The organism is Psychroflexus torquis ATCC 700755, from assembly GCF_000153485.2.
In the GTDB taxonomy this organism is placed as follows: domain Bacteria; phylum Bacteroidota; class Bacteroidia; order Flavobacteriales; family Flavobacteriaceae; genus Psychroflexus; species Psychroflexus torquis.
This window is the reverse complement of record NC_018721.1, coordinates 2945995-2969798: the sequence shown is the minus strand read 5'-3', so window position 1 is coordinate 2969798 and position 23804 is coordinate 2945995. Positions and strand designations below refer to the sequence as shown.

The 23804-nt window shown below is 32.8% G+C and carries 25 protein-coding genes and 2 pseudogenes; 7 read left to right on the top strand and 20 right to left on the bottom strand.

Annotated features, from left to right (window positions below; all coding sequences use genetic code 11):
• Positions 1-15: 15 nt before the first annotated feature.
• Positions 16-690, bottom strand: coding sequence for a hypothetical protein (locus P700755_RS12760; RefSeq protein WP_015025068.1), 675 nt, complete (start codon positions 688-690; stop codon positions 16-18).
• A gap of 821 nt (positions 691-1511) precedes the next feature.
• On the opposite strand from P700755_RS12760, the gene P700755_RS12755 reads away from it, so the two are divergent.
• The 4 genes from P700755_RS12755 to P700755_RS12740 all read left to right on the top strand — a co-directional run bounded on the left by P700755_RS12755 (position 1512) and on the right by P700755_RS12740 (position 7747).
• Positions 1512-2732: a DUF4856 domain-containing protein gene (locus P700755_RS12755; RefSeq protein ID WP_015025067.1), complete on the top strand. Its 1221-nt coding sequence runs from the start codon at positions 1512-1514 to the stop codon at positions 2730-2732.
• A 24-nt stretch (positions 2733-2756) separates the two neighbouring features.
• Positions 2757-3890, top strand: coding sequence for an imelysin family protein (locus tag P700755_RS12750; protein ID WP_015025066.1), 1134 nt, complete (start codon positions 2757-2759; stop codon positions 3888-3890).
• Positions 3890-5254 carry an HTTM domain-containing protein gene (locus tag P700755_RS12745; protein ID WP_015025065.1) on the top strand — a complete coding sequence of 455 codons (1365 nt, stop codon included), beginning with the start codon at positions 3890-3892 and terminating at the stop codon, positions 5252-5254. The genes P700755_RS12750 and P700755_RS12745 overlap by 1 nt, the downstream gene beginning before the upstream one ends.
• A gap of 72 nt (positions 5255-5326) precedes the next feature.
• A complete protein-coding gene (locus tag P700755_RS12740) occupies positions 5327-7747 on the top strand; it encodes a carboxypeptidase regulatory-like domain-containing protein (protein ID WP_015025064.1) in 2421 nt (806 codons plus the stop codon).
• A 233-nt stretch (positions 7748-7980) separates the two neighbouring features.
• On the opposite strand, the gene P700755_RS12735 is transcribed toward P700755_RS12740, so the two are convergent.
• Complete coding sequence (locus tag P700755_RS12735; protein ID WP_015025063.1) at positions 7981-8949, bottom strand: Fic family protein; 969 nt, start codon at positions 8947-8949, stop codon at positions 7981-7983.
• A gap of 211 nt (positions 8950-9160) precedes the next feature.
• Here P700755_RS12735 and P700755_RS20815 point away from each other — a divergent pair.
• Positions 9161-9259, top strand: a pseudogene (locus P700755_RS20815) (IS110 family transposase); the annotation flags it as partial.
• Between the two features lie 126 nt (positions 9260-9385).
• Here P700755_RS20815 and P700755_RS12730 read toward each other — a convergent pair.
• From P700755_RS12730 to P700755_RS12690, 9 genes are all read right to left on the bottom strand, one after another.
• Positions 9386-9919, bottom strand: coding sequence for a hypothetical protein (locus P700755_RS12730; protein ID WP_211206083.1), 534 nt, complete (start codon positions 9917-9919; stop codon positions 9386-9388).
• A gap of 136 nt (positions 9920-10055) precedes the next feature.
• Positions 10056-11174 carry a hypothetical protein gene (locus P700755_RS12725; RefSeq protein WP_015025061.1) on the bottom strand — a complete coding sequence of 373 codons (1119 nt, stop codon included), beginning with the start codon at positions 11172-11174 and terminating at the stop codon, positions 10056-10058.
• A 427-nt stretch (positions 11175-11601) separates the two neighbouring features.
• A complete protein-coding gene (locus P700755_RS12720; protein ID WP_041758362.1) occupies positions 11602-11784 on the bottom strand; it encodes a glycine zipper domain-containing protein in 183 nt (60 codons plus the stop codon).
• Positions 11785-12025: 241 nt separating this feature from the next.
• The gene (locus P700755_RS12715) at positions 12026-12616 is read right to left on the bottom strand and encodes a hypothetical protein (protein ID WP_015025059.1); all 591 of its coding nucleotides are present in this window, start codon (positions 12614-12616) and stop codon (positions 12026-12028) included.
• Entirely contained in the window at positions 12606-13079 is a 474-nt protein-coding gene (locus P700755_RS12710; protein ID WP_015025058.1) for an RNA polymerase sigma factor, read from the bottom strand. Before P700755_RS12710 ends, P700755_RS12715 begins: the two co-directional genes overlap by 11 nt.
• Positions 13079-14008 (bottom strand): alpha/beta fold hydrolase, encoded by a 930-nt coding sequence (locus P700755_RS12705; protein WP_015025057.1) that lies wholly within the window; start codon positions 14006-14008, stop codon positions 13079-13081. Before P700755_RS12705 ends, P700755_RS12710 begins: the two co-directional genes overlap by 1 nt.
• A gap of 202 nt (positions 14009-14210) precedes the next feature.
• Positions 14211-14693: a glycosyl-4,4'-diaponeurosporenoate acyltransferase CrtO family protein gene (locus P700755_RS12700; protein ID WP_015025056.1), complete on the bottom strand. Its 483-nt coding sequence runs from the start codon at positions 14691-14693 to the stop codon at positions 14211-14213.
• A gap of 345 nt (positions 14694-15038) precedes the next feature.
• Positions 15039-15338: a type II toxin-antitoxin system RelE/ParE family toxin gene (locus tag P700755_RS12695; protein ID WP_015025055.1), complete on the bottom strand. Its 300-nt coding sequence runs from the start codon at positions 15336-15338 to the stop codon at positions 15039-15041.
• Positions 15331-15582, bottom strand: coding sequence for a type II toxin-antitoxin system ParD family antitoxin (locus P700755_RS12690; RefSeq protein WP_015025054.1), 252 nt, complete (start codon positions 15580-15582; stop codon positions 15331-15333). The genes P700755_RS12695 and P700755_RS12690 overlap by 8 nt, the downstream gene beginning before the upstream one ends.
• Positions 15583-15725: 143 nt before the next feature.
• On the opposite strand from P700755_RS12690, the pseudogene P700755_RS21340 reads away from it, so the two are divergent.
• Positions 15726-15963 (top strand): annotated as a pseudogene (locus P700755_RS21340) (IS110 family transposase); the annotation flags it as partial.
• A 130-nt stretch (positions 15964-16093) separates the two neighbouring features.
• Here the strand turns inward: P700755_RS21340 and P700755_RS12685 are convergent.
• The 7 genes from P700755_RS12685 to P700755_RS12660 all read right to left on the bottom strand — a co-directional run bounded on the left by P700755_RS12685 (position 16094) and on the right by P700755_RS12660 (position 20171).
• The gene (locus tag P700755_RS12685) at positions 16094-16885 is read right to left on the bottom strand and encodes a DUF4349 domain-containing protein (protein WP_015025053.1); all 792 of its coding nucleotides are present in this window, start codon (positions 16883-16885) and stop codon (positions 16094-16096) included.
• Positions 16886-17536: 651 nt separating this feature from the next.
• A complete protein-coding gene (locus P700755_RS12675) occupies positions 17537-17893 on the bottom strand; it encodes a helix-turn-helix domain-containing protein (RefSeq protein WP_015025051.1) in 357 nt (118 codons plus the stop codon).
• A 1-nt stretch (position 17894) separates the two neighbouring features.
• The gene (locus P700755_RS20805) at positions 17895-18035 is read right to left on the bottom strand and encodes a nucleotidyl transferase AbiEii/AbiGii toxin family protein (protein WP_281013609.1); all 141 of its coding nucleotides are present in this window, start codon (positions 18033-18035) and stop codon (positions 17895-17897) included.
• Positions 18036-18038: 3 nt separating this feature from the next.
• A complete protein-coding gene (locus tag P700755_RS20800) occupies positions 18039-18287 on the bottom strand; it encodes a hypothetical protein (RefSeq protein WP_051007968.1) in 249 nt (82 codons plus the stop codon).
• Between the two features lie 21 nt (positions 18288-18308).
• Positions 18309-18470 (bottom strand): nucleotidyl transferase AbiEii/AbiGii toxin family protein, encoded by a 162-nt coding sequence (locus P700755_RS20795; RefSeq protein ID WP_245535939.1) that lies wholly within the window; start codon positions 18468-18470, stop codon positions 18309-18311.
• 71 nt (positions 18471-18541) lie between these two features.
• Positions 18542-19363: a type IV toxin-antitoxin system AbiEi family antitoxin domain-containing protein gene (locus P700755_RS12665; RefSeq protein ID WP_015025050.1), complete on the bottom strand. Its 822-nt coding sequence runs from the start codon at positions 19361-19363 to the stop codon at positions 18542-18544.
• A 454-nt stretch (positions 19364-19817) separates the two neighbouring features.
• Positions 19818-20171, bottom strand: a complete 354-nt coding sequence (locus P700755_RS12660; RefSeq protein ID WP_157609297.1) for an ATP-binding protein — start codon at positions 20169-20171, stop codon at positions 19818-19820.
• 485 nt (positions 20172-20656) lie between these two features.
• Here P700755_RS12660 and hemN point away from each other — a divergent pair, with 485 nt between their 5' ends.
• A complete protein-coding gene (gene hemN / locus P700755_RS12655) occupies positions 20657-22027 on the top strand; it encodes an oxygen-independent coproporphyrinogen III oxidase (RefSeq protein WP_015025049.1) in 1371 nt (456 codons plus the stop codon).
• An 857-nt stretch (positions 22028-22884) separates the two neighbouring features.
• Here hemN and P700755_RS12650 read toward each other — a convergent pair.
• Both P700755_RS12650 and P700755_RS12645 read right to left on the bottom strand, forming a co-directional pair.
• Complete coding sequence (locus tag P700755_RS12650; protein ID WP_041758360.1) at positions 22885-23064, bottom strand: hypothetical protein; 180 nt, start codon at positions 23062-23064, stop codon at positions 22885-22887.
• 31 nt (positions 23065-23095) lie between these two features.
• On the bottom strand, positions 23096-23803 hold the full coding sequence (locus P700755_RS12645; protein ID WP_015025048.1) for a sulfite exporter TauE/SafE family protein: 708 nt from the start codon (positions 23801-23803) through the stop codon (positions 23096-23098).
• Position 23804: the final 1 nt, after the last annotated feature.

Here is a 23804-nt window from a genome sequence, read left to right as displayed (position 1 = left end):
GCTATTTTATTCCAATTAAACCCTGTGAATAATAGGTGCGAAACTTGAGTTCAATAATTTAAGTATATAATTCCAAATATCAGTTTCACCGTTTTTGCTAAGAAATATATCTACATTTTCTGAATATTCACTTTCCTTGAAGTAATTTAATAAATTTAATCCTTTTATTAAACTAACAACTGGGTTTGCTGTTTGATTAATGTCAATTTGGTCAACAATTATTGGCCATAAATACTCTCTAAAAAATTGATCCTTTTTGGGGTTTTGACTCAAATCTTTTGGTTTGTATTTTTCGGTTACAATATTTGTAATTAATAGATATACTTTAAAAAAATTCAATTCATTTTCTGGAGTGGAATCTTCATAATCAAAATTTTCACAATTGACTAGAACATAATGTATAAATTCAAGGTTTATTTTGATTGTGAAAATATTAATTCTAGGGTTTTCTTGGATTAATCTATTTAGGCTATTATAAATTTCAGTCTTTATTGTGAAATCAAATCTTTCAGTTACTTTTTGAAATATTTTTATTTGTGTTTTATTATCACTATTTAAATATAACTCCGAATTAATATAACTCAAAAGAGTTATTATCATACTTGAAGGAATTTCTTTAAGTAGAAAATCAATATCTGGTTCTGGTTCGTTAAATATATCTGAATAGGTAGGAATTGTATTGATTTCCATTTTAATATTTTACCAAACATCCATGCTAAACCCTATTCAAATCTATAGTAAAAGGGATCTATTTATTTAGGATGTTTTTTATTGTTATCTAAACTAACACTTTCAAACATTTTATCCAAGAGACTTTTAATTAACCACTAAAAATGATGCATCAATAATTGTTTTAAACTCTCAAAATAGCCCTGCATGACAACCTTATCAACATGAGTTTGACTAGACGCTGAAATCATAATTAAGTTTTCTTCCAAAGACCTATAGATTCCAGAATAATTGGCTTCAATATTCGTGGTAAGCTCATTTTCTCTTAAAATATAGAGCGTAATTCTTTCATGGCTGCTCGTGGATATTAAAAAAAATAAGATAAAATTAATAATGGAATCATTTAAAATAGATGACTTCTATCATCATTAAAACAAATAAAAATCAATTATTTACTTTACAAAAACCTTTAGTTTAGCTTTTCCAAAATGAAGTTCATTGACACAGCATTTAAATAAGTTCTCGACGTATTTAAATAATATCAAATTGTCGGGGTAAGTTATAATATCAGGTTCAATACCAATATAGGTCAACTTCCACCACTATTGAATTCTTCAACTGTTTTTATTTAAACCCATAATTACATCGGTTATATTTAAATTTTAAAACTAAAAAAAGGCAAGCTCTAGCTGAATAGTTCAAGACTTATTAACTCTAACAAGTTTGAAGTTTAACATTATTTTTATTAAGATTTAATCTAAATAAATTTGCGCAAGTCAGTTTTATATCTATTTTTGTGCTTTTATAAGTCAACTATTTATATTCACTCTAAATAACTTTAAATGAAAAAATTATTTTTGTACCCCTTAGCTCTAACTTCTTTTATATTCTTCTCTTGTGATGATGATGATAATATTCCTGAGACTCAAAATGAAATCACAACACCAACGGAATATGTTTTTGAACGTGACGGAGAGTCTACAGTAAGTTTTAGTGGTCAAACTACTAGACTACAAATGGCTGAAGAAATGATTCCTGCCTTTTTTGATCCATCCAGTAGTACAATCGAATCTTTAAATGGGATGTACGCCCACGAAGAAGGTGCTAATAATTTTTCTAATGATGCGCTGAACAGTTCAGGTAAAAATATAAAAAGTAAAGTAGCTGCTTCAATCGATTTCTTTGCCTCTAACACTGTAGAATCTGCAAAAATACAACAAGACTTTGAAGATTTTATTGCAGGTCAAGTGAATAGTGTCTTTCCTTTTTGGAATACTGAAGCGTCGATAGGAGTTGCTGGTCAGATTGCTGAAGGTACAACTACAAGATACGTTAGTGCCAAGGGTCTAGAATACGATCAAGCTTTTGTAAAAGGATTGTTAGGTGCTTTGATGACAGACCAAATGTTAAACAATTATTTTAGCACAGCTGTTTTAGATGCTGGACAAAATGTTGAAAACAACACTAATGATATTACAGATGAAGGAAAGCCTTATACAACTATGGAGCACAAATGGGATGAAGCCTATGGTTATATTTTCGGAAATGCTCCAGACGCGGCAAACCCATTGGCTACTGTTGGTAATGATGACAACTATTTGAATAAATATTTGGGACGTCAAGCAGGAGATCCAGATTTTGAAGAGGCTCCTCAACGAGTATTTAATGCTTTTGCCTTAGGTCGTGCGGCTATTGTAGCTAAAGATTATGAACTAAGAGATGAGCAAGCAGAAATAGTCCGTAAAGAAATTTCAGAAATGATTGGCATTAGAGCGGTATACTATTTACAAATTGCAAAAGTTCAATTCGACAATGGCAATTTAGGAGCAGCGCTTCACGATCTATCTGAAGGCTATGGGTTTATTTACAGCTTGCGTTTTACTAGAAATCCAGACACAAACGCGCCTAATTTTTCAAGCGAAGAAGTTGATGGGTATTTAACAACAATGCTTGAAAGTTCTGATAATGGCTTGTGGGATATCTCTTTTGCAACTTTGGACGAGCTTTCTAATACAATAGCTGCAAGGTTCGATTTCACTGTAGAAGAGGCAAATAATGATTAATTCGCTTACCAAAAAAAAATGAAAATGAAAATGAAAAAATATATTATAGTAACCTTATTAACTTTAGGTGCATTAGCAACGTACTCCTGTTCTGACGATGATACTGTAACTCCAGATGAAGGATCAAATCCTACTTTTGATCGTGGCGTAATGTTAACTAATTGGGCGGATAACATCATTATTCCTTCTTTTACTGATTTTGGGACTAAAACAAGTGCTCTTGAAGTAGCAACGCAGACCTTTGTAGATGATCCAACTACTGTTAATTTAGAATCCTTACAATCCAGTTGGTTTAATGCCTATATAAGTTTTCAAGAGGTGTCGCTATTTGAAATAGGCAAAGCTGAGGAAATTAATTATAGAATTAGGCTAAATGCCTATCCTACCAATGTCTCAAAAATTGATGATTATATAGAAAATGGAAACATCAATTTTGCACTTCCATCTTCGTTTGATGCACAAGGATTCCCCGCTTTAGATTACCTCTTGTATGGTTTGGGTGAGACCAATGAAGAAACTCTAGGTTTTTTCACAACTCATACCAATGCTGACTCTTATAAAACTCTATTAAGTAGTGTTTCACAAACGATTCACTCACTAACAGAAGAAGTAATTACAAGTTGGACAGGTCCATTTAGAGATTCGTTTGTTGCAAATATAGCTTCTTCAGCCAATGGGTCTGTAGATAAATTGACTAATGATTTTATTTACTATTACGAAAAATCCCTTCGTGCAGGAAAGGTAGGTATTCCAGCAGGTATTTTTTCTAACGATCCTTTACCACAAAATGTAGAGGCACTTTATAAAGGTGATATTTCCAAAGAGCTTTTGTTGGCTTCTATAGAAACCACACAAAACTTTTTTAATGGAGAGCATTTTGATGGGACTACCGCAGGAATTGGTTTTAAGGATTATTTAGATTTTTTAAACACCATTAAAGAAGGGGACGATTTAAGTGTTTTGATCAATCAACAATTTAATATTGCTGAGGAAAAGGCTAAAACCTTAAATGACAATTTTACTATCCAAATTGAAAATGATAACAATAAAATGTTAGAAACCTATAATGAATTGCAACGCAACGTCGTTTTTATCAAAGTTGATATGTTACAAGCATTAAGCATTGATGTGGACTATGTAGACGCTGACGGCGACTAATGAACAACACGTTCACAACATATTATAAGCAGCAAGTAGAGGCCGCCCCTTTGGCGGTCTTTCGCGTTTTCTTTGGAGTGATGATGCTCTTTAGTGTCATACGCTTTTGGTCCTATGGATGGATTGATAAGTTATACCTTCAGCCTTCCTTTTCTTTTAGTTATTATGGTTTTGAGTGGATACAACCCTTGGGAATCTATACCTATGGACTATTCGCCGTCTGTGGTATTTCAGCTTTATGTGTAGCCTTAGGCTTTAAATATAGAATAGCTGTTATCCTTTTCTTCTTGAGTTTTACCTATATAGAACTGATGGATAAAACCACTTACCTCAATCATTATTACTTTGTGAGTTGTGTGAGTTTTATGATGATTTTTCTTCCAGCTCATCGTTATTTTTCTGTTGATGCTTATCGCAATAGGTCACTAGCTTCATTTACTGTTCCTCAATGGACTATAGATAGTCTAAAGGTAATGCTTACGGTTGTTTATTTTTTTGCGGGCTTAGCAAAACTCAATAGCGATTGGTTAGTAGAAGCTATGCCTCTCAAAATATGGTTACCTTCAAAATATGATATTCCCCTCTTAGGGGATTTAATGCAACAGGAATGGGTGCATTACGCGTTTAGTTATGGAGGTGCAGGCTACGATTTACTCATCCCTTTTTTGTTATTCTATAAACGCACCCGCTGGTTTGCTTTTGCTGTAGTGGTTGTCTTTCATGTGTTAACCAGAGTGCTGTTTCCTATCGGTATTTTCCCTTACGTCATGATTGTGAGCGCGCTCATCTTTTTTGATGCGTCCGTACATCATAAAATACTTGCTTTTATAAGTAGGTTGTTTAAAATTTCAAAAGAAAAAATAGATGCGTTAGCTTCTTTTTCAACAAAAAAATCAATTTCAAGAATCGCCCCTATCACTATAGCTGTTTTTTTATGCATCCAAGCCCTTGTACCATGGCGTTATCTTGCTTATCCTGGCGAGCTATTTTGGACTGAAGAAGGCTATCGGTTTTCATGGCGAGTCATGTTGATGGAAAAAGCAGGTTATGCTCAATTTACGGTAAAAGACACCCAATCTGGAAAACAATTTGCCATAGACAATAGGGACTTTTTAACCCCTTTCCAAGAAAAACAAATGAGTACCCAACCCGATTTTATTTTAGAATACGCTCACTTTTTAGGAACCCATTTTGGATCACAAGGTCATAAAAACATAGCGGTATTTGTAGAAAGTTATGTCGCGCTGAATGGTAGATTGAGTCAACCCTATATTGATCCCAAGATAGATTTAATGCAAGTAAAAAATAGTTTTGCACCAAAAGATTGGCTTTTGCCATTTAATGATAAAATAGAAGGACTATAGTCGAGTTTTTAGAACATTTCTAAAAATGAAGCCATCTAGCTACAAGAGTCAAAATCATCACAATAAAACTTTATGCAATTGAGAATATTAATCAGTATTTTTTTATTAGTTCTAAATTTTCACGCTTTTGGCCAATACAGCATTTCAGGCACCATAGATTCAGCCATAGACCAATTACCTATTGCCAATGCCGAGGTATATAATATAACTTTATCTACTTCAGTAAAGACAAATGAAAACGGCGAATATATTTTTCAAAATCTTCCTGCGGGCACCTACACTATTGCGGCATTTGCCTTTGCCTTTGATGTTTTTGAAGTATCAAAAGAAATTGATACCAATACAAGACTTAATTTTGAATTACAACCTTTGGGCGAGTCTTTAAGCGAAGTCGTTATTACTAAGAGAAAAGAAAGGATTTTTGCTTTAAAACAATTGAGAGATGTAGAAGGTACTGCCATTTATGCGGGTAAAAAAAGTGAAGTCGTCGTGGTGGATAACCTTACCGTAAATCTTGCTAGCGGAAACGCACGCCAAATTTATGCACAGGTAATGGGGCTTAATATTTATGAAAATAATGATGCAGGGCTACAACTAAATATTGGCGCACGTGGCTTGAACCCGAATAGGACAGCTAATTTTAATACCCGTCAAAACGGCTATGATATTAGCGCAGATGTGCTAGGCTATCCAGAGAGTTATTATACACCACCTGCTGAGGCACTTGAAGAAATCCAAATAGTGAGAGGTGCCGCTTCATTACAATACGGTACGCAATTTGGCGGGCTTATTAATTTTAAATTAAAACAACCCAATCCCAACAAAAAAATAGAATGGATTTCTAGGCAGTCTGTGGGGAGTTATGATTTGTTTACAAGCTTTAATAGCGTGAGTGGCACAGTAGGTAAATTTAGCTATTATGCCTTCGGTAATTATAAAAATGGAAATGACTTCAGACCTAATTCTCAATTTGAATCCTTTACAGGTTTTGCACACCTGGGGTATCAATTTTCAGAAAAAACCAAAGCGGTGTTTGAGTTTTCCTCTTTAAATTATTTGGCCCAACAACCCGGAGGTTTAACCGACGCTCAATTTGAAGAAGATCCTAGCTTTAGCAACAGAACACGTAATTGGTTTGAGGTAGACTGGAAATTGTATGCCTTAAAACTCACCCATGATTTTTCAACAAAAACTAGAGCTAGCCTAAATATTTTTGCTTTAGACGCTTCTAGGGAATCGGTTGGTTTTAGAGAAAACAGAGTCTCGCAAGTAGATGACCTAGAAGCGCCTAGGGAGCTTATTGTAGGTGCTTTTAAAAACTGGGGAGCTGAGGGTAGATTTTTAACGGAATATAGTTTGTTTGATATGCAAACAACAGCACTTCTGGGAGCAAAATTTTATCAGTCTAATAACGTGTCTCAACAAGGCCCTGGAACAACTAATAGTGATGCCGACTTTAACTTTGCCTTAGATGAATTTCCAGATTATGAACGTCAAAATCAATTCACATTCCCCAATACCAATATCGCCTTGTTTGGGGAGCAAATTTTCAATATTGCAGAAGGATTTAAAGTAACACCAGGAGCCCGTTTCGAATATATTAACACCAACGCGGAGGGGTTTTATAAAAACATCAATCTGGATAACGCAGGCAACCCCATTCTAAATGAAACCATAGAGGAAAACAGGAATTTTGAGCGTAATTTTTTATTGCTTGGGCTAGGCATTAGCTATGATGCGTCAAGAAGCATGGAGTTTTACGGAAATGTGAGTCAAAATTATCGTTCAGTAACTTTTGATGATATTAGAGTTGACAATCCTTCCCTAATCATTGATGAAAACATTAGAGATGAAAATGGATACACCTTTGACATAGGTACAAGAGGAACTTTTAGACGCTTAGTGCGTTATGATATTGGTGCTTTTTTATTGAGCTATACTGATCGTTTAGGGGTAGTGGGCCAGGGATTAGATCTATTTAGAAGTAATATAGGAGATGCAGTAAGTTATGGAATAGAGTCTTTTGTGGATTGGAACATCAACGAAACCTTTTTCAAAAAAGAAGATTACAAGTTTAATTTATTTTCTAATTTGTCGATAACTGAAAGTGAATATATAAGGTCAGATTTTAATAATGTAACTGGCAACAAGGTAGAATTTATTCCTCTTGTAAATTTCAAGACAGGAATGAGCTTTGGGTATAAAAACTTTTTAGGAAGTATTCAATATACCTACTTAAGTTCTCAGTTTACAGATGCTTCAAATGCCGAAAGAGATTTTACACTCCCAAGCGGTATTGTAGGAGAAATTCCTGCTTATGGAATTCTAGATGCTTCTTTTCAGTATACGTACAATCAATTTACACTAGAGACGGGTGTTAATAATGTCCTGAATAATAGTTATTTTACAAGACGCGCCACAGGCTATCCAGGGCCAGGGATTATACCCAGCCAGCCAAGAACCTTTTATGCATTACTAGAGTTTAGATTGTAATTCTGAATACATCATAAGCCTTCACCTCTCATAATTAGAGATAGCTCTTGTGCAATTTGCTTACACCAATTTGAAAAAAAAGGATGCGAAGCACTCTAAAAAAACCTTTTCCTTGTAAGATTCTTGCCAACTTATCGAATTCCCCCTTATCAAAGACGGCAGATCAGTCAACAAATCATATAGCGAACTCTGGTGAGACTCTCGAAATGTTGGTCTATCGGCATCTCATATTCTTAGTTAGTGTAAGTAGTTATTAGTTTATAAATCGTTTTATTTAGTTCCCCAATTTTCTCGAATACTTTTAACTCTGTTCCTTTTTTCAAATCTCTACTTGCAGTTGCTGAAGAAATATCTTTAAAAATAACCATATAGTCTTTTCTCGTAAATTTGATTTTATTTAAAGAAACAAAATATTCTAATCTGTCTTTTTCATTTAACGTCCGATTATTAAAATTCAATAATTCACTTATTGACATATCAATTACTCCTAACATATATTCAATAAACTTTGTTGATTTTCCAGACTTATCACTTTCTGCTAAAGCTTTATAATATTTTTCTTGGTCGTTACTAATTAAAGTCTCGAAAGGTAAAAACTCAAAGATTGGATATTTTTCCATTAAAATTAGAGTTTGCCATAATCTTCCAATTCTTCCATTTCCATCTAAAAAAGGATGTATAAACTCCATTTCATAATGGAAAACGCAACTTTTAATTAACTCAATTTCGTCTGACTTTTTTAAGTATTTAAAAAGGTCTTTCATTAAGTAAGGAAGATTTCCAAAAGGTGGAGCTACATGTTCTATTTTTGCACCTTTTACAATTCCAACACTTTGTTTCCTATATTTTCCTGCATCTTCAATTAGGTTTTCCATTAAGTTTTTATGGGCTTTTAAAAATGACTTTTCGTTAAATGGCTTGTAAGTATCTAAATTTTCATAGATTTTTATGGTGTTTAAAACTTCAACGACATCTTTTTTTGGACCAATAACTCTTTTATTTTCAATAAGCGCTGTTATTTGCTCTACAGTAAGTGTGTTTCCTTCAATTCTTAAAGAAGAATGAATAGTTTTAATTCTATTCTGTTTTCTTAATTTAGGAGAAGGTTTGTTTAGTAAATTGGCATTTACTTCTCCTATTTTTTCTGAAATAGAAGTTATTAATTTTAAAATAGAAGATGTTATTTCGTAAGGTGGTTTCATTTTCGATAATATCATTTGATAGTATCAAAGATAAAATCATTTAACTATAATTGTGGAATGAAACGAAATTTTTTAATTGAGCATAGTGTGATATGTATGGTTAGTTTCGTGTTTAAGTAATGAAGTTAAAAATAAATCACAGATAGAAAGTCCCCTAGTACACTTGTAAGTAAGCTAGAAGCAATTAAATTTACATGGTGTTAATGTGTATAAATACAACAAGGCTTGTAGATATCTTTACGAGCGAATAGTTGCCAAAGGAAAGAGTAAAAAACTAGCACTAATAGCAGTCTGTAATACCCTGTTAAAATAAGCCTTTGCAATAGCTAAATCAGGTTTGATCTACTATGGTACCTATGGAAGTACTTAGGCGAAAAATTAATGGGTTTTTACTTGTTTTTTACCACAGTTCTTTGTTGCTCACCGTTTTTTTTGTTCAGCTTACCCAACTTCCAAGGCTTTCTTTTTCAGTCCATTTCCCGTTAAGAAGTTCATAAATTCTTTCTTCTCCACCACCGCATAATCCTCCGCATACTGTTCCAATTTGAACATATGCCATATCATATGTTTCATTAAATATCGGTTTACTTATTGAGCAATATCCTTTTTCACAATTCGTGTCAAGCCAATCCCAAAATCGAAAACCTTCATTTTCAGATTTTTTCTCAAATTCCTCAAATTGTTTTTGTGTTATAATTTTCTTATTGGGAACTAAATCCGAGGTGAACTTAAATTTAGCATATAATCTTGTTTGAAGTTTGAAATGAACAGTGTCTATTATGTTTAAATTATTTTTTACATATTTGTTAAAATTCGATACCACTGGATGCGAAATTGCTCTTGGTTTTTCCGTTATGCAACTCGATTGTAGATAGCCTTCGCTTTCGTCTTTTAAAATCTGCGTCATTAATTCCATTGTTCTTTGAGCATCTAATATCTCAGATTTTTTCAAATCAGTTTTATTTTCCATTTTGCACCCTAAAGTTAAAATCAGAATTATGGATGATATATAGAATGTTGTTTTTTTCAAATTGTAGATAACGGTTAGTGTATATTGCATAGCATCCCGTAGGGTGCTATGCACTATACATAGTGTTAGGGCGATGTTATTTATCTTTAATCAATACTATTTTATTAGGTTCAACACTTGATATTTCAACTAGATTATTAAAGTCAAGATCTAGAAAACCAGCTTTTTTGATACTATTTTCCGTGTAAGAAATAATTATACTTTTAGATGTGACATCTATGACATGTATATCTTTCGAAGTAAATTCATTCATTATTTCTAGATCGGTATTTATCTTTTGAATGAGGTTTTCCTTTATTACAATGAATTCCGAGTCATTAATCCAAAAGGTCTTGAAGTTTTCAAAATCAAATGGAATCGATCTTTTATTTGAACCGTTGTAAATTCTTAGTTCTTCAATATCATTTTTGAAATCCTTGAAGGTCTCCACTATAAATCCGCTCTTGTAGCTAGAAAAGGAGTTCAACGGAAGAAGTGCAGTTATAATCAGTTCATTAGTTTTTAAGTTTACATTAAATTTTGTTACTCCATTGTCTCGATCAAATGTGATAATATCGAGAGCCCCATTACTTCTTAAATGATATTCAATTTCTTCAAAAGATGTAGTTGAGGAATATAAAGTATCAAGATTTGAATTTTCTGTGTCAATAGATACTAAAGATTTACTAGTATAGTCAAATCCATATATTTTGTTGTTTGACTCAGATAAATACCAAGAAGAAAAGTAATCTGAAAAGGAATATATCTCGCGGACAGAGTCATTTTCCATGTCATACTCTAAAATTTTGTTGTAATCAAAGGTTCCTTCCATTTCATCTGCACTATAAATGGATAAATAGACTTTAGTTTTAGCTAGATTTAATTGTACAGGGTAGTTTGCTCCTGATGTATTGTATTTACCACCCATTAATACATCCTTGAATTTTCCAAAACTCACATAATCTTTGGTTGATTCTAAACTGGTCCCTTTTAAAGTGAATTCATTTATTATGATTCCGTAATAATCTTTTTCGAAGTCATAATTATGAGAAACAATAATAAACTGGTTCGTTGCTGTAATTATAGAATCCTTCTTTGGAAGTTTTATACTTACCTCTTTTGTCGCTCGGTTTGTAGAAACTGTATTTGAATCTTTCTTTTCAGAGCAACCTGAAATAAGGATCATTATTAATAATATGAAGTTTATTGTTCTCATTTTAATTAGCCTTAACATTGAGATAACAAAACCAGTTGTGTTATTTATACTATAGCAATAGTATAAATTTAGTGATTTTTTTATTGTCTTAAAAGTCTTAATATTAAAAAAACTTTAATAAACGGTGAAATCTCAGAGGTAATTAATCTAAATCTTAAATCTTAACACCGGAGTAGACTTTAATAAATACTTAAATAATAACCTCCAAACATATATTAATATGCTATTTAATTCCTGATTAATAGCCTCCAATAGCTCTTCAATCACCTTGCATTGAAAGACCAACGGAGTTGCAAAACCTATTGTTTATCAGTTTGTTATGAAGTTGTGAATCTTTGAGTCTATAGGACTGGTGTCTCAAAATTGATAAGAAAAGAGTTGTTTTTTACCTCGTTTCTTTTTTAACTACTTTTTACTTTCTATGATTTTAAGATTTATTGTTATCTTTTTTATAGCCCTTTTGCTTTAAAGAATTTCCGACTCCGATGCCTATTGCTACTCCAACACCAAGCCATAAACCTAGATTGTCGGTGGCAACTCCAATTGCACTTCCAATTCCAATTGCTATTCCCACACCTAATTTATTTCCTTTTTTCATATAGTTTTTCAATCAATTATCATTTTGATATAATTGGTTAAAAAACATTCCATGTTTATCAGCATTCATTTTATTACATATTGCTTTGAAGTGTTTCATTTTCAAACAATTGTCGCTAAAATTTAGTACATAAAAAGTAGCGGATTTTAAGGCACTACCCTTTCAGTTTAAAACTGACATTACATTTATAAATTTCATTTTCATTTCAGCATTTAGACAGCTATTTTTTATAAAAAGCGTTGTATACTGCCTTTTAGTTATTCATTTGATTATTTAATTTCTCAAATTCAACTAATAGCTTATTCAGTTTTGCATTTTGTTTTGTAATTGCTTTAGGTCTTAAATAAAACCAATTGATCGCAAACCAAAATGCGGTGATTGCATAAGTGATTATTCCCCAAGTCATTGTCATTTTAGAAACATATTCAAACATATAGAGGCCAATTCCTAAAGAAAGAAGTATAAAATAGACACTTAAGATCGTTGTCTGCTGGTATACTTGCATTTCCTTTAACCTTATAAGTTGTTGAAGGTATTCCTTACTATTGAGTTCTGTCTTAGTCTTAGTCAGTAAAGAAAATTGTTTGCTAAAAGGTAGCAAAAAAACAAGCATCGCTAACATAGTTAATATGATTCCAATTTTAGTCGTTACTAATTCAGGTTGATAATAATACCAAATAAAACCAATAAATATAATGGTTAGTAAAAGTGAAATATTGACCATTACTAGCTTTAAAAAGCTTCTACTTTTTAGTTTATTTGCTTTGGTATAAAGAATTTCCACATTTGGAGTCTCTATCTTTTGTGTGTTCCATATTTTTTTTAAATCTATATTAGTTTCCATTTTTCTTGAATTTTTGTGTTAATTTTTCTTTTATTCTGTGAATCTTAACTCGAACGTTACCTTCAGACAAACCAACAATTTCAGCTATTTCTTTTTGATTCATATCTTCTAGTTCCAAGGATATGATGATTCGTTCTACTTCTTGTAGTTCTGAAATACAGTGATATAATAACTGTATATCTTCTTCTATGTTGGTGTCTAAAATTTCATCCTTAATCTCCAATGGTAATTCAGACTTAGGCATCTTATTATCTTTTTGAATTTGACGCAAACAGGTATTAGATGCAATTCTAAAGATCCAAGTTCCAATAGAAGATTCGTTTCTAAACTTGGGTAATTGCTTCCATACTTTTATAAAGGTTTCTTGGGCTAAATCTTTCGCTACATCTGTATCATTTGCATATCCCATACACAGCCTAAAAACCTTTTGCCAATATGTTTTATAAATAGTTTCAAAATTCATTATTCAGTCCATTTTTTTAATGCGTCCATAAATTTGGTTTGCTGGTCTATAAAGAGGTTATGAGAACAGTTGGACAGATATTCCAAATTATTTTCTCCAATTAAATTTTCAATAGTTCTGACTTGACTTTCTGAAAACAAACCATCATCTTTACCATATAAACCGAAAACAGGTGTGCCATTCTTTACTATTTGTTTTAGATTTTCACTTAAATCTAGCATTGTATATTTTTCGTTTTGCCAAAAACCTCTTGGTGCTTTATAAGTCATTTTTGAACCATACTTTATAAGCAAACTATCTGTTTTAAAGGTTGAATAGATATTTAAAGCATCTGTGGTTGGCTCTTTTGGATAATAAAATCCATTTTGCATAGCGTGACTGAAGCTGTATGAACTGTATTCAATAGAATTTTTATCCATTTTTTCTAACATACTTATATAATTAAGATTAACAGAATCTTTATTTTTAATGTAAATTGATTTTGATGATTTTAATATGGTTGAAAGCGTTTCTTGCATGGATAACGGTGCTGAGACAAGAATAATAGATTTCGTTTTAGTTGGATGTTTTTCTGCGTATAAGGTTGCAATTACACCACCGAAGCTGTGTCCTACTAGGGTTGCTGATGTCAAATTGAATGTATCGTAAATTAAATTGATATCATCAAAAGTTTCATTGAAAGTGAATTTTGCATTTTTATCTGGTGACCTTCCTTCACCACGTCTGTCATAAGAAATGACATAAAAACCATTTTCCGAAAGTTTCTGAGCTGTTGTTGCTTCAAAACCTACAGCATTATATCCTGGTCCACCGTGAAGATAGATGAGCGGCTTATCATTTGGATTGCCAAATGCTTTTGAATAAATTGTTTGAGAGTTAACGATTAGTGTAGTTACTATAAATACGAGTACTGTTAATGTTTTTTTCATTTTGTTTCCTTTTAGTTTTCATTTAGAGACAAGGAATTTCAAAATGTTACAAATTATTTTTTTTAGGTTGTAGATACCGTTGTTCTGTAAATAAAATTAGTTACAAAATTTATGCATTAAATTAGCAAATAAAATACAGGTAGAAAGTTCGCGAATCCCGATGCTTTAGGATTGACAAATAGGCTAAAACCAGCAATTAATTTTATAGGGGGTTAGCTTCCGTTTTTATATTTCGTTTCATTAATTTGTTGATTCGTCTTTTATTTTCCTGTTGTAATAATGAAGGATATAAATTCATATAAATATTCGGGATCATCATTGTGAGTCCAAATACTAAGCTTAGTGTAAAACTTTTATAAATGGCAAAAACTGTCACAAAAATAAATCCGATTAAATGACTTATTTCTGAAAGAGTCATCTCATTTCGAATTTCGGTCAAATCAACTTTTCTGTTTTCTAACTTAATTTTCTGATTAAAAAATTTGAAAAACGTATTTTTCACAATCCACTTAAAATAACCGATTCCGATATTTTTATTTAAAGCTTTACTTTCAATAAAGTTCAGATTTGATAGTTTCTTATAGTATTCAGTTTTAACAAGAATACCGTTAAGTACCATTCCGACTATCCAAGATATAAGTGATATTGATATTCCAAATATAAAACCTAATAGTAAGTGTTTCATTGTCATTTTTTTCAAATTGATGCTAACCTGCAGATAACACATCAGGTCGGGTTATCTGCAGGTTGATAATAGTATAAATTTAACAATTTTTTAATTATCTATAAAGCCTTAACATTAGAAACATGCTTTAATAAACGGTGAATTTCAGAACTAATTACTCTAAATTTTAAATCACAATATTAAAGGTAGACACTCCAAATTGTAATACCCTGTTGAAACAAAACTTTGCAATTGCTAAATCAGGTTTGATCTTCGATACTACCTATCGAAGTATTTTAGTGAGAAATTAATGACTTTTTACTTATTTTATACCGCAGTACTTTGTTGTGTACAGTTTTTATTCTTTCACTTCTTTATTCTTGTTTTCAAATCCATTCTTTCGTGCAATATTCTAGTTATTTCAACATAATTTTCACTTTCAGTTCTGTAAAATATTATGTGTCGATTTGCTTTCATTCCTAGAAGTTGTTTCGAAATTCCTTCATAGTTTTTTCCTAATTCAGGATTTTCACCAATTTCCTCACAATTATAAATGAGTTCATTGTAATACTTGTCAGCTTGTTTTTCCGACCAAACTTCAAATGTATTATTCCAAATCTTTGATAAATCCTCAACAGCTTTGTTCGTCAACTTATAGTTAGCCATTTGAGTGTTTTTTTGCTTTTAGAGATTCGAGATGATTTTTTGGGATAAAATCGTGAGCTATTCCGCTGTCAGCTCCTTCTTTAATTGCTTTTTTCAACGCAATTACTTTACTCTCTTCTTCTTCTAAAAGTCTTAATCCCGCACGTATTACTTCACTAACATTTTTAAACCTTCCTTCACTTATACTACTTTGTACAAACTGATCAAAATAATCTCCGAGTGATATTGATGTATTTTTGTTCATTTGTTTTCAATTTAATTCAAATGTACCAAAAATTGGTATATCATTAAAATTTTTCTCAAATCATAACATTAGACTACGCTTTATCATAAACGCTTTAAGAACAACCTCCAAACACAAATTAAAATGCTGTTTTATAGCCACTAATAGGCAATCAAAAACGTCGTAATTTATTATTTATAAGCAGTTTTAATACTTGTAGACCTGGTGACAGGATGGTGGAACACATCTTGCCGAGATCTTTATGAAAGAATAGTGAACAAAGGAAAAAGGAAGGAACTAGCCTTCGTTGCCATAACCAACAAACTACTCAAACAGTGTTTTTTCATTGCAAAATCAGGCAGGCCGTATGTTGAAAGTTACGTTTCTGTGTTGCCTAAATAAATAGAGAAAAATCAATTAAAAAAACTCAAAGAATCAGTTTTACGAATCCATGAGCTTAGACTACTAGTGTTTCAAATTAAAGTAGAAAAGAGTTGTTTTTCACCTCAGTTCTTTGTTAGCTAGAGTTATTTTATGTTTTTTTTCTTTTTCTCAAAATTTTAATTAAAATCAAAAACCCTATAATTATCAAGATGAATGGCCAAACGTTTACTAAAAACACAAAGAATAATATAAGGTTGTCCCAACCATTTTTGAACCCGTTTTTAAACTTTTTACCAAATTCAGTTTGTTCAGCTATAGTTTCATAAATTCTAACATTTAGTGTTGAAAATGAAACTTGATTATTAAGAAATTTTAATCTACCCTCAATCGATTCAATTTCAGAACGTAAATCTCCAATCTGTTTTTCAACTTCGAGAATTTCGGTTACTGTATTTGCCTTCTTTAAAATCTCTAGGTATCTATTTTCAAGTTCTTTTTTTGTTTTTAAACGAACTTCAATATCTAAAAATTCTGCAGTAACATCTTTAATATTAATTTCTTTTCTGTCAAATCTTGTAATTCCAATTGTAATTTCATTTAATAAATTAACAAAATTTTCGGATGGAACTCTTATAATTAATGTGTTACTAATTTCGTGTGAATTTTTATATTCATTATCAGAAGAGGAATAGCCATTGAATTTTTCAATGGCGTTAAAAATATCTTTTCGAGTGTCTACTATATTTTCAGACTCAAATTCAATATCTCCGTTTTTAATAAGTTTTCTTTGTATTTCATTATTTGGTTCGACAATTTGTTGTTCTTCATCATCCATTCTCATTTCTCCAAAATTCATTGATTTAGAATCTGGTTCATAATTTTCACAACCAAAAAATGAAATCAATGTAATAATTCCGATAATGTTTATAATTTTTCTCATATTTTTTTAATTATGGGGTAGAGTAGAGCCTGATTGTTTACCCAAATTTGTCGCTTTAAAAGTAACAAAATAAATAAAAAATCAGCGGCCCCTTCATCAAACACTTCGACAGGTCTGCCTGCCAAGGCAATACAGGCAGGCTCAGTGCACAGCCGTGCATTAAGTTTTCCCTCACCAAGCCTGCCCCGTTTTTTCGGGGACAACTCATCACTAATTTACTGAAGTTTATCCTGAGCTTGACGAAGGGTTCAACTCCTTTATTCGTACCTGCTAATCTCTAGGACTAGATTCTCCTAAACGCTCAATACCAAGACTATTAATCAAAGCACCTTTAGGTGGTTTAAAGCCATCGCCTATACAACGACCTTGATGGATCTACCATCATCTTATCTACAGCATGCAGCCAGTTTAATGCCATGGCTGATTCTTGGCACACTAAGAATAGTAGGGCTAAAAAAACGCGACTACCATTCAATTAAACACTACCCGCCTCAAAGCTTCGGGATTAATTTTTTCTTATTATATTTTATTCGTGATAAGCCAAATTTAAAAATTTGACGACTTTGAAAAAGTACATTTACCATTGGGTTAAGCCACAATTTTCCTATTATTTTTATAAGTTGTTGCCCATAGTGCTTTCCGAAATATTGCTCAATAATCTTGTATCAAAACTTCAGTCGGAATGTTCAATTTGGCGTTTAATTTTCTAATCATTTCTAAAGTCAGTTTGCGCTTTTTGTTCATTATTTCGCTCACACGACTTTTGAAACCAATCATATCTACCAAATCTTTTTGTTTTAAACCCATTTGCTCCATTCTAAAGTTAATGGCTGAAATTGGGTCTGGCATTCCAATCGGAAAATTCTCGTTTTCGTAGTTGTCAATTACGATTGCAAGAATTTCCAATTCGTCGCCTTCATCAGTTCCTCTTTTGGCATCAAAGATTATTTCTAAACGCTCCAGTGCTTTTTGATAATCCGCCTCGCTTCTAATTGGTTTTATATTCATCCTAAATTTCGTTTGCGTTAATCTTGTCATATTCTGCGATGTAAAAATCAAGGTCCATGCTGTGTACTTCCAACAAATACCAAATGTCATAAAAATCTCTAGCTTGCATTCTTTGCATGACACAACGTAGCTTTTCAACCAATACTTATTCTAAAGAATAGCACAGTAATTGGTGTTCTTCTTGGTCGGAATAGCTAATAAATACTTTATTTAAAACAGGTTCAAATACTAATTCTTCACTTCTCGAAATGTCAACTTTCACTTTTTTGTTTGCACCCAATCCACCAAGCGGACCAACATAGCTCATGTAGAAATTAATGCCGCCATCTTGATGTTCGTTATTATCAATAATTTCAAGTGGAATATTTGCTTCTTCTTTTATATATTCAAACACTTCTGCGAACCATTCAAAAATTTACTCGTCGCTTACAGCTTTATCAAGTAAAGTAAAATCAAGGTCTTCTGAAAATCGGTAATCTTCAAAATACACTTTCTTTAAAACCGTTCCACCTTTAAAAACAATTGCTTTTGAAAGTGTTGAATGTTCAGAGACGCCTTGAAGAATCCAAGAAAGCACATAGTCTTTTTCGATTTGCTGGTCTCATACACCATCTGCACGAGCTTTGTTTTGTATTTCTCCTGATTTTATCACGTGTAAATAGCTGATTTAATGGTTTCCGTTTCTAAATTTTGTTGAATACTCCAACGACTAATCATTCTACCTGATTTTGGTAATTCGGTGTCTAAAAGTACGTAAGATGCTGTTTTTATTCTGTTCAGCTTAGGAATAATATCCGTCTCCACTTCTAATATTTCTAATAAAAACCCCAAACGTTTAATAACCGCTTGCGATTTGAAGCGTTCTGCATATTCAAAAAGTCTATCAAACTTAATTTTATCTTTTGAAGTATAAATTGCTCTAGCTATTTCAACAATTCCACCTGCATAATCAGGTTTAAACAAGCAGTCAATAAATGTTTTTTCTAAATCAGAACAAAGGACTTTGTTAAAGCTATCAATCCATATTTTTTTAGCTCCAAAAAAATGGTTTTTGTTATGGTAAATAAATTGAAAATCAACATTCTTTATTTTAATTATTGAAGGTCGAATTTGTTTTGAGACAACAATTTGTTCTTTTATTGATGGTTGAGTAATCAAATTGTGTATGTGCAAGGCAGAGTAATAAGCAATATAGTGATTGTCTCCTTTTGAAAGATGTCCTGCAATGAGATGCCAATCAGGCATAAAAGATTCCGCGTCTTTTTCATAAGGAATGATATAGTAGAGACCTTTTTTTAAACGCATTAAGAGTCCCCTTTTTACCATATCACTCAATAATTCCTTCAAGGCACTATTGCTCGAATTAGGTAATGCATTTTCTGCTTCAGCATAAGCAAAACAATCTTGGTCTAACGTATTGAAATAAGTCAGGATATTATTTGATTGAGTTGAGATGTTTTTTATTCTCATAGTCTATCTGTCAGTTTAAAACTGACCACAATGATACAAATAATTATACACAAAATTTACTTTTTAAAGTAGTTAAGTCAGTTTATTCCTGTCTAAACTGATATGAAACATAATTTATTTGGTCTGGGTGGCGGTGGCAAAAGGCAAGCCATTTTTATTTTTTTAGGCACGATAAAAATGAAATGTGCTTGACTATGCATTGACTTTTTAGCTTGTGACTAACCTATGAGTAAAACAACAAGTTGAGTTATCCCCATTTAATTACAGTATAAATCTAGTGATTATATTATTGTCTTAAAAAACTTAAAAGTCTTAATAGAAAGAACATACATTAATAAATAGTGAAATCTCGGAGCTGATTACTCTACAACTCTTAGTGTTGCTCTGCTTTGAGATAACCGATATTTAATTCTAATTCAGGCCAAGAAGTTGGGTATAATTGATGCTCCAACTTTCAAACTGTAAGTGGCTCTTGTGTTTGGTTATTTAACTCAAAAGCGGACGAGCCACTTCCCATCAATCGAAAAGATTTTAGTTGATCTGCCATCGATTTTAAAGTGAGCCCTATGTTATCTATTCGTTGAGCTTCATCTATAAAAACAATTTTGAAGTTCCCAATAGGATTTTTAAGTTGATCTAATTTGAGATTCAGTACTAATCTTCTAGCCCTTAGATCCTCTCCATTTAGAAACAGATATTCTTCTTCTGCCAGTAGTTTATTGAATAAAGTGGTTTTACCTCCCTGTCTGGGACCGATTAAAATAATCACTTTACCAGCCCCAAAACGATTTTTAATTTTACGTTCCAATTTCTTTTTAGCATAGTCAGGCATTGTATTCCCTAAGTATTACTTGTTAAAAATTAATTTCATAAAATCAAACTTCAAAATAACCATATAATCCCAGGACCTTCACCATAACAACCCTCCAAGATGGATGTTGAAAGCTAAGATGGAGTGTTAAGAAATGTAGTGTAGAGCATAAAATAGAGTTGCGAACAAATTCAGAATAAATTCTTTTTTAAAAACATAAAATGAATTTAATCCAGAGACCATTTGTACTTAAAAGAGGCTAGACCAACTCTCCTAGTTTTAAATTTTGAGGGGTATACCCTTATAGCCTTGCCTTAAAAACTCAAGCTCTTATTTACAATTAAAATCTTTTTGTAAACTGATGAAAGTCATCGTATACTCGAGACATCCCTCCTATTTTCGCATGAAGCTAAGAAGCCTTAAGCTATGTTATTTTTAAAATAAAACACCGCTTAATTGGTAATTATCATAACTCAAAGACTATGACTACAAAAAACAGACTTGTCTCAAAATACAATGTCCCAGGCCCTCGATATACAAGCTACCCTACTGTTCCCTATTGGGATGAGAGTAGCTTTACAGTCGACAAATGGAAAGGTAGCCTACAGAGAGGATTGGGAGTTACACCTAAAGCAAAACATATTAGCCTTTATATCCACTTACCCTTTTGTGAGAGCATGTGTACCTTCTGCGGATGTACAAAGCGAATTACCAAAAATCACACTCTAGAACTGCCCTACATCAAAGCTTTACTTAAAGAACTTTCTATGTATAGTGAGGTTCTGGGAGATGGACTAGTCATTCAACAACTTCATCTAGGTGGAGGAACGCCAACTTTCTTTTCTGTCGAAAATTTGGAGGAATTGCTAATGGGTATTTTTAAGATAGCAGATAAGACGGCAGATTGCGAATTCAGTTTTGAAGGCCATCCTAACAATACAACAAAAGAGCACCTAGAAATGTTTAACCATAACGGTTTCACTAGAGTATGTTACGGTGTTCAAGATTATAATGAAACCGTGCAAAAAGCCATCAATCGCATTCAACCTTTTGAGCATGTAGAACAGGCTACAAAAACGGCTCGCGAAGCGGGTTTCTCCTCTGTAGGACACGATATTATTTTTGGGCTGCCTTTCCAAACACAGGAGCACGTCCTCCATACTATAAAACAGACCATTGCGTTAATGCCAGATCGTATTGCCTTCTACAGTTATGCTCATGTACCGTGGATAAAAGGAAATGGACAACGTGGCTATAGCGAAGAAAACTTACCAACGCCAGAGCAAAAACGCTTGCAATACGAAACTGGTAAAAAGGGATTGCTAGAGGCTGGTTACGTAGAGATTGGTATGGATCATTTTGCCTTAAAAACAGATGAACTTTATAAAGCGCAACAAAAAGGACAGATCCATCGTAATTTTATGGGTTATAGCTCTTCAAAAACCGATGTCATGATAGGTCTCGGAGTTTCTGCCATTGGAGATAGCTGGTATGGCTTTGCGCAGAATGTGAAGACCTTAAAAGACTATTATGAGTTGGTGCGGAAGGGCACTTTACCCTTACTGCGTGGTCACCTACTAACTGAGGAAGACCTCATCATCCGTAAACATATTCTCAACTTAATGTGCAGTTTCAAAACCTCATGGGAAGAGGAACATCTACAAATCCCTCAAATGGAGGATATCGTGTTTAAGCTTTCAGAAATGGAGGCAGACGGATTGGTAGACATCGCTGAAGATAGTATTGCCGTTACCGAAGCAGGAAAGCCATTTGTACGCAATGTATGTTTGCCATTTGATTTGAGATTGCAACGTAAAAAACCAAAAACCAAATTGTTCTCAATGACTGTTTAATTCTGTTTTTAGAATTTAGTCAAAAAGAGGGGTTCAAAATGAAGTACACTTTCGATCTGAAGCTGCTTCAAAGCAGCTAGCTATTAAAATTGTGCATTGTCCGTTAACATCGCTAAACATTAATTAGCCGACTATCGCTTTGCCCTACCAATAATTATGGGGACTAAAGGATGGCGCTATTGTAAAAACCAATAACTGACTTAGGATTTTTGGTCCTTTTAGGGGTGGGGCCGAAAAAAAAAGTCAACCTTAGGCGTGAATTTTTACTCTTTTTAGGGGCGGGACAACAAAAGCTAGGCAAGGTTAGGCGTGGATTTTTAATCACTAGAACAGAAAACGGACATGCCATTAGATTTAGTTCAAAATCTTAAAAAAGTCTATAAAAAACACAAAAATCTTCCTCCCATGTCTAGAATTTAGAAATGGGAGTCAAATTAAAATAACAAAAATTAAGAGATAAGAAAGCTGGTTTTTTAGTGGAGCTTCACTCTTTTTGGTGCTTTTCTATATCTTTATCGCGCAATCTTTTATTTCTTAGTTTGAGATCTTTTCCTTTGCTGATTTTATAGATAAGGAATGTTGCATTGCCTATAAGGGCAATACCCTAAATACGACATTCTACCCCACCCAGACCATCAGTCTCGAAGTACTAGTGTAAATAATACCCATTTAGCATTCAAATGTCGTATAAAATAAGTTTCTTTTTCACTTACTAATCGTCATAAAATAGAACCGTAACTATAGCTATGCTTATATTTTTTTCCTCAATTAAGTAAAAAACCTGTGCTGAGCTACGTCGTAGCATAATTCAAATTTTCAATGCAACATTTAAAAACTAAATTGGTATAATATCATACCTATGGATTTGAATTTGTATGCTTAGATTCTTTTGTCGTATCATCGGTGTTGGGCGCTTTTTTATCGCTGCTTGCAAGACTAAAAATTACGGCTACAAGAAGGATACAAACCACAGCAAAAACAGCAATCATGATTGTTCCTAGACCCCAATTAACAAGTGGTAAAAAATAGGTGTTCATAAGAAAATATTTTAAGTTTATAAGTAAAAAATTAATGACAAGATTGTTCTGCTGATACCTGTTCTATAGACACCATTTCTGCAGGAGATATATAAGGAATTCCAAGACCTAATCCTCTCAAAATAAAAAGCACTCCAACAATCACAACAAATACAGGTATCACCTTCAAGATGCTTTGTTTAAAAGTAGCGTTTAAGAAATTGCCTAAATAGGTTGCTGTAGTCATGAGAGGAATTGTTCCCAATCCAAAAAACACCATATACACTCCACCTTCAAAAGCACTTCCTGCAGCAATGCTAGCAAAAACTGCCATATAGACCAAACCACAAGGTAAAAATCCATTTAGGAAACCAATGGTAAAGAAACTATCCATTGACTTCCGCTTCAATTCTGCACCAAGAGCACTTTTCACTTTACCTACCCATCTGTACATAAAGGAAGAGCCGTTATACCGCCTAAATAGTTTTGAAGGTAACAGAATTGCTAATACCATCAAGACTCCTACAGCAAGGGAAATGTACTGCTGGAATCCAAATAAATCTAGGCGTCTGCCCAAGAAACCAAACAGCAACCCAATAGTGCCGTAAGTCAATAATCTTCCCACATGATAACTGATTATTTGCAGCACGCGTTTGACGGGATTATGACGATCCACAGGTAGCAAAAACGCTATAGGACCGCACATTCCCACACAGTGGAAACTTCCTAACAAACCGAATATGAGTGCTGAAATCAACATA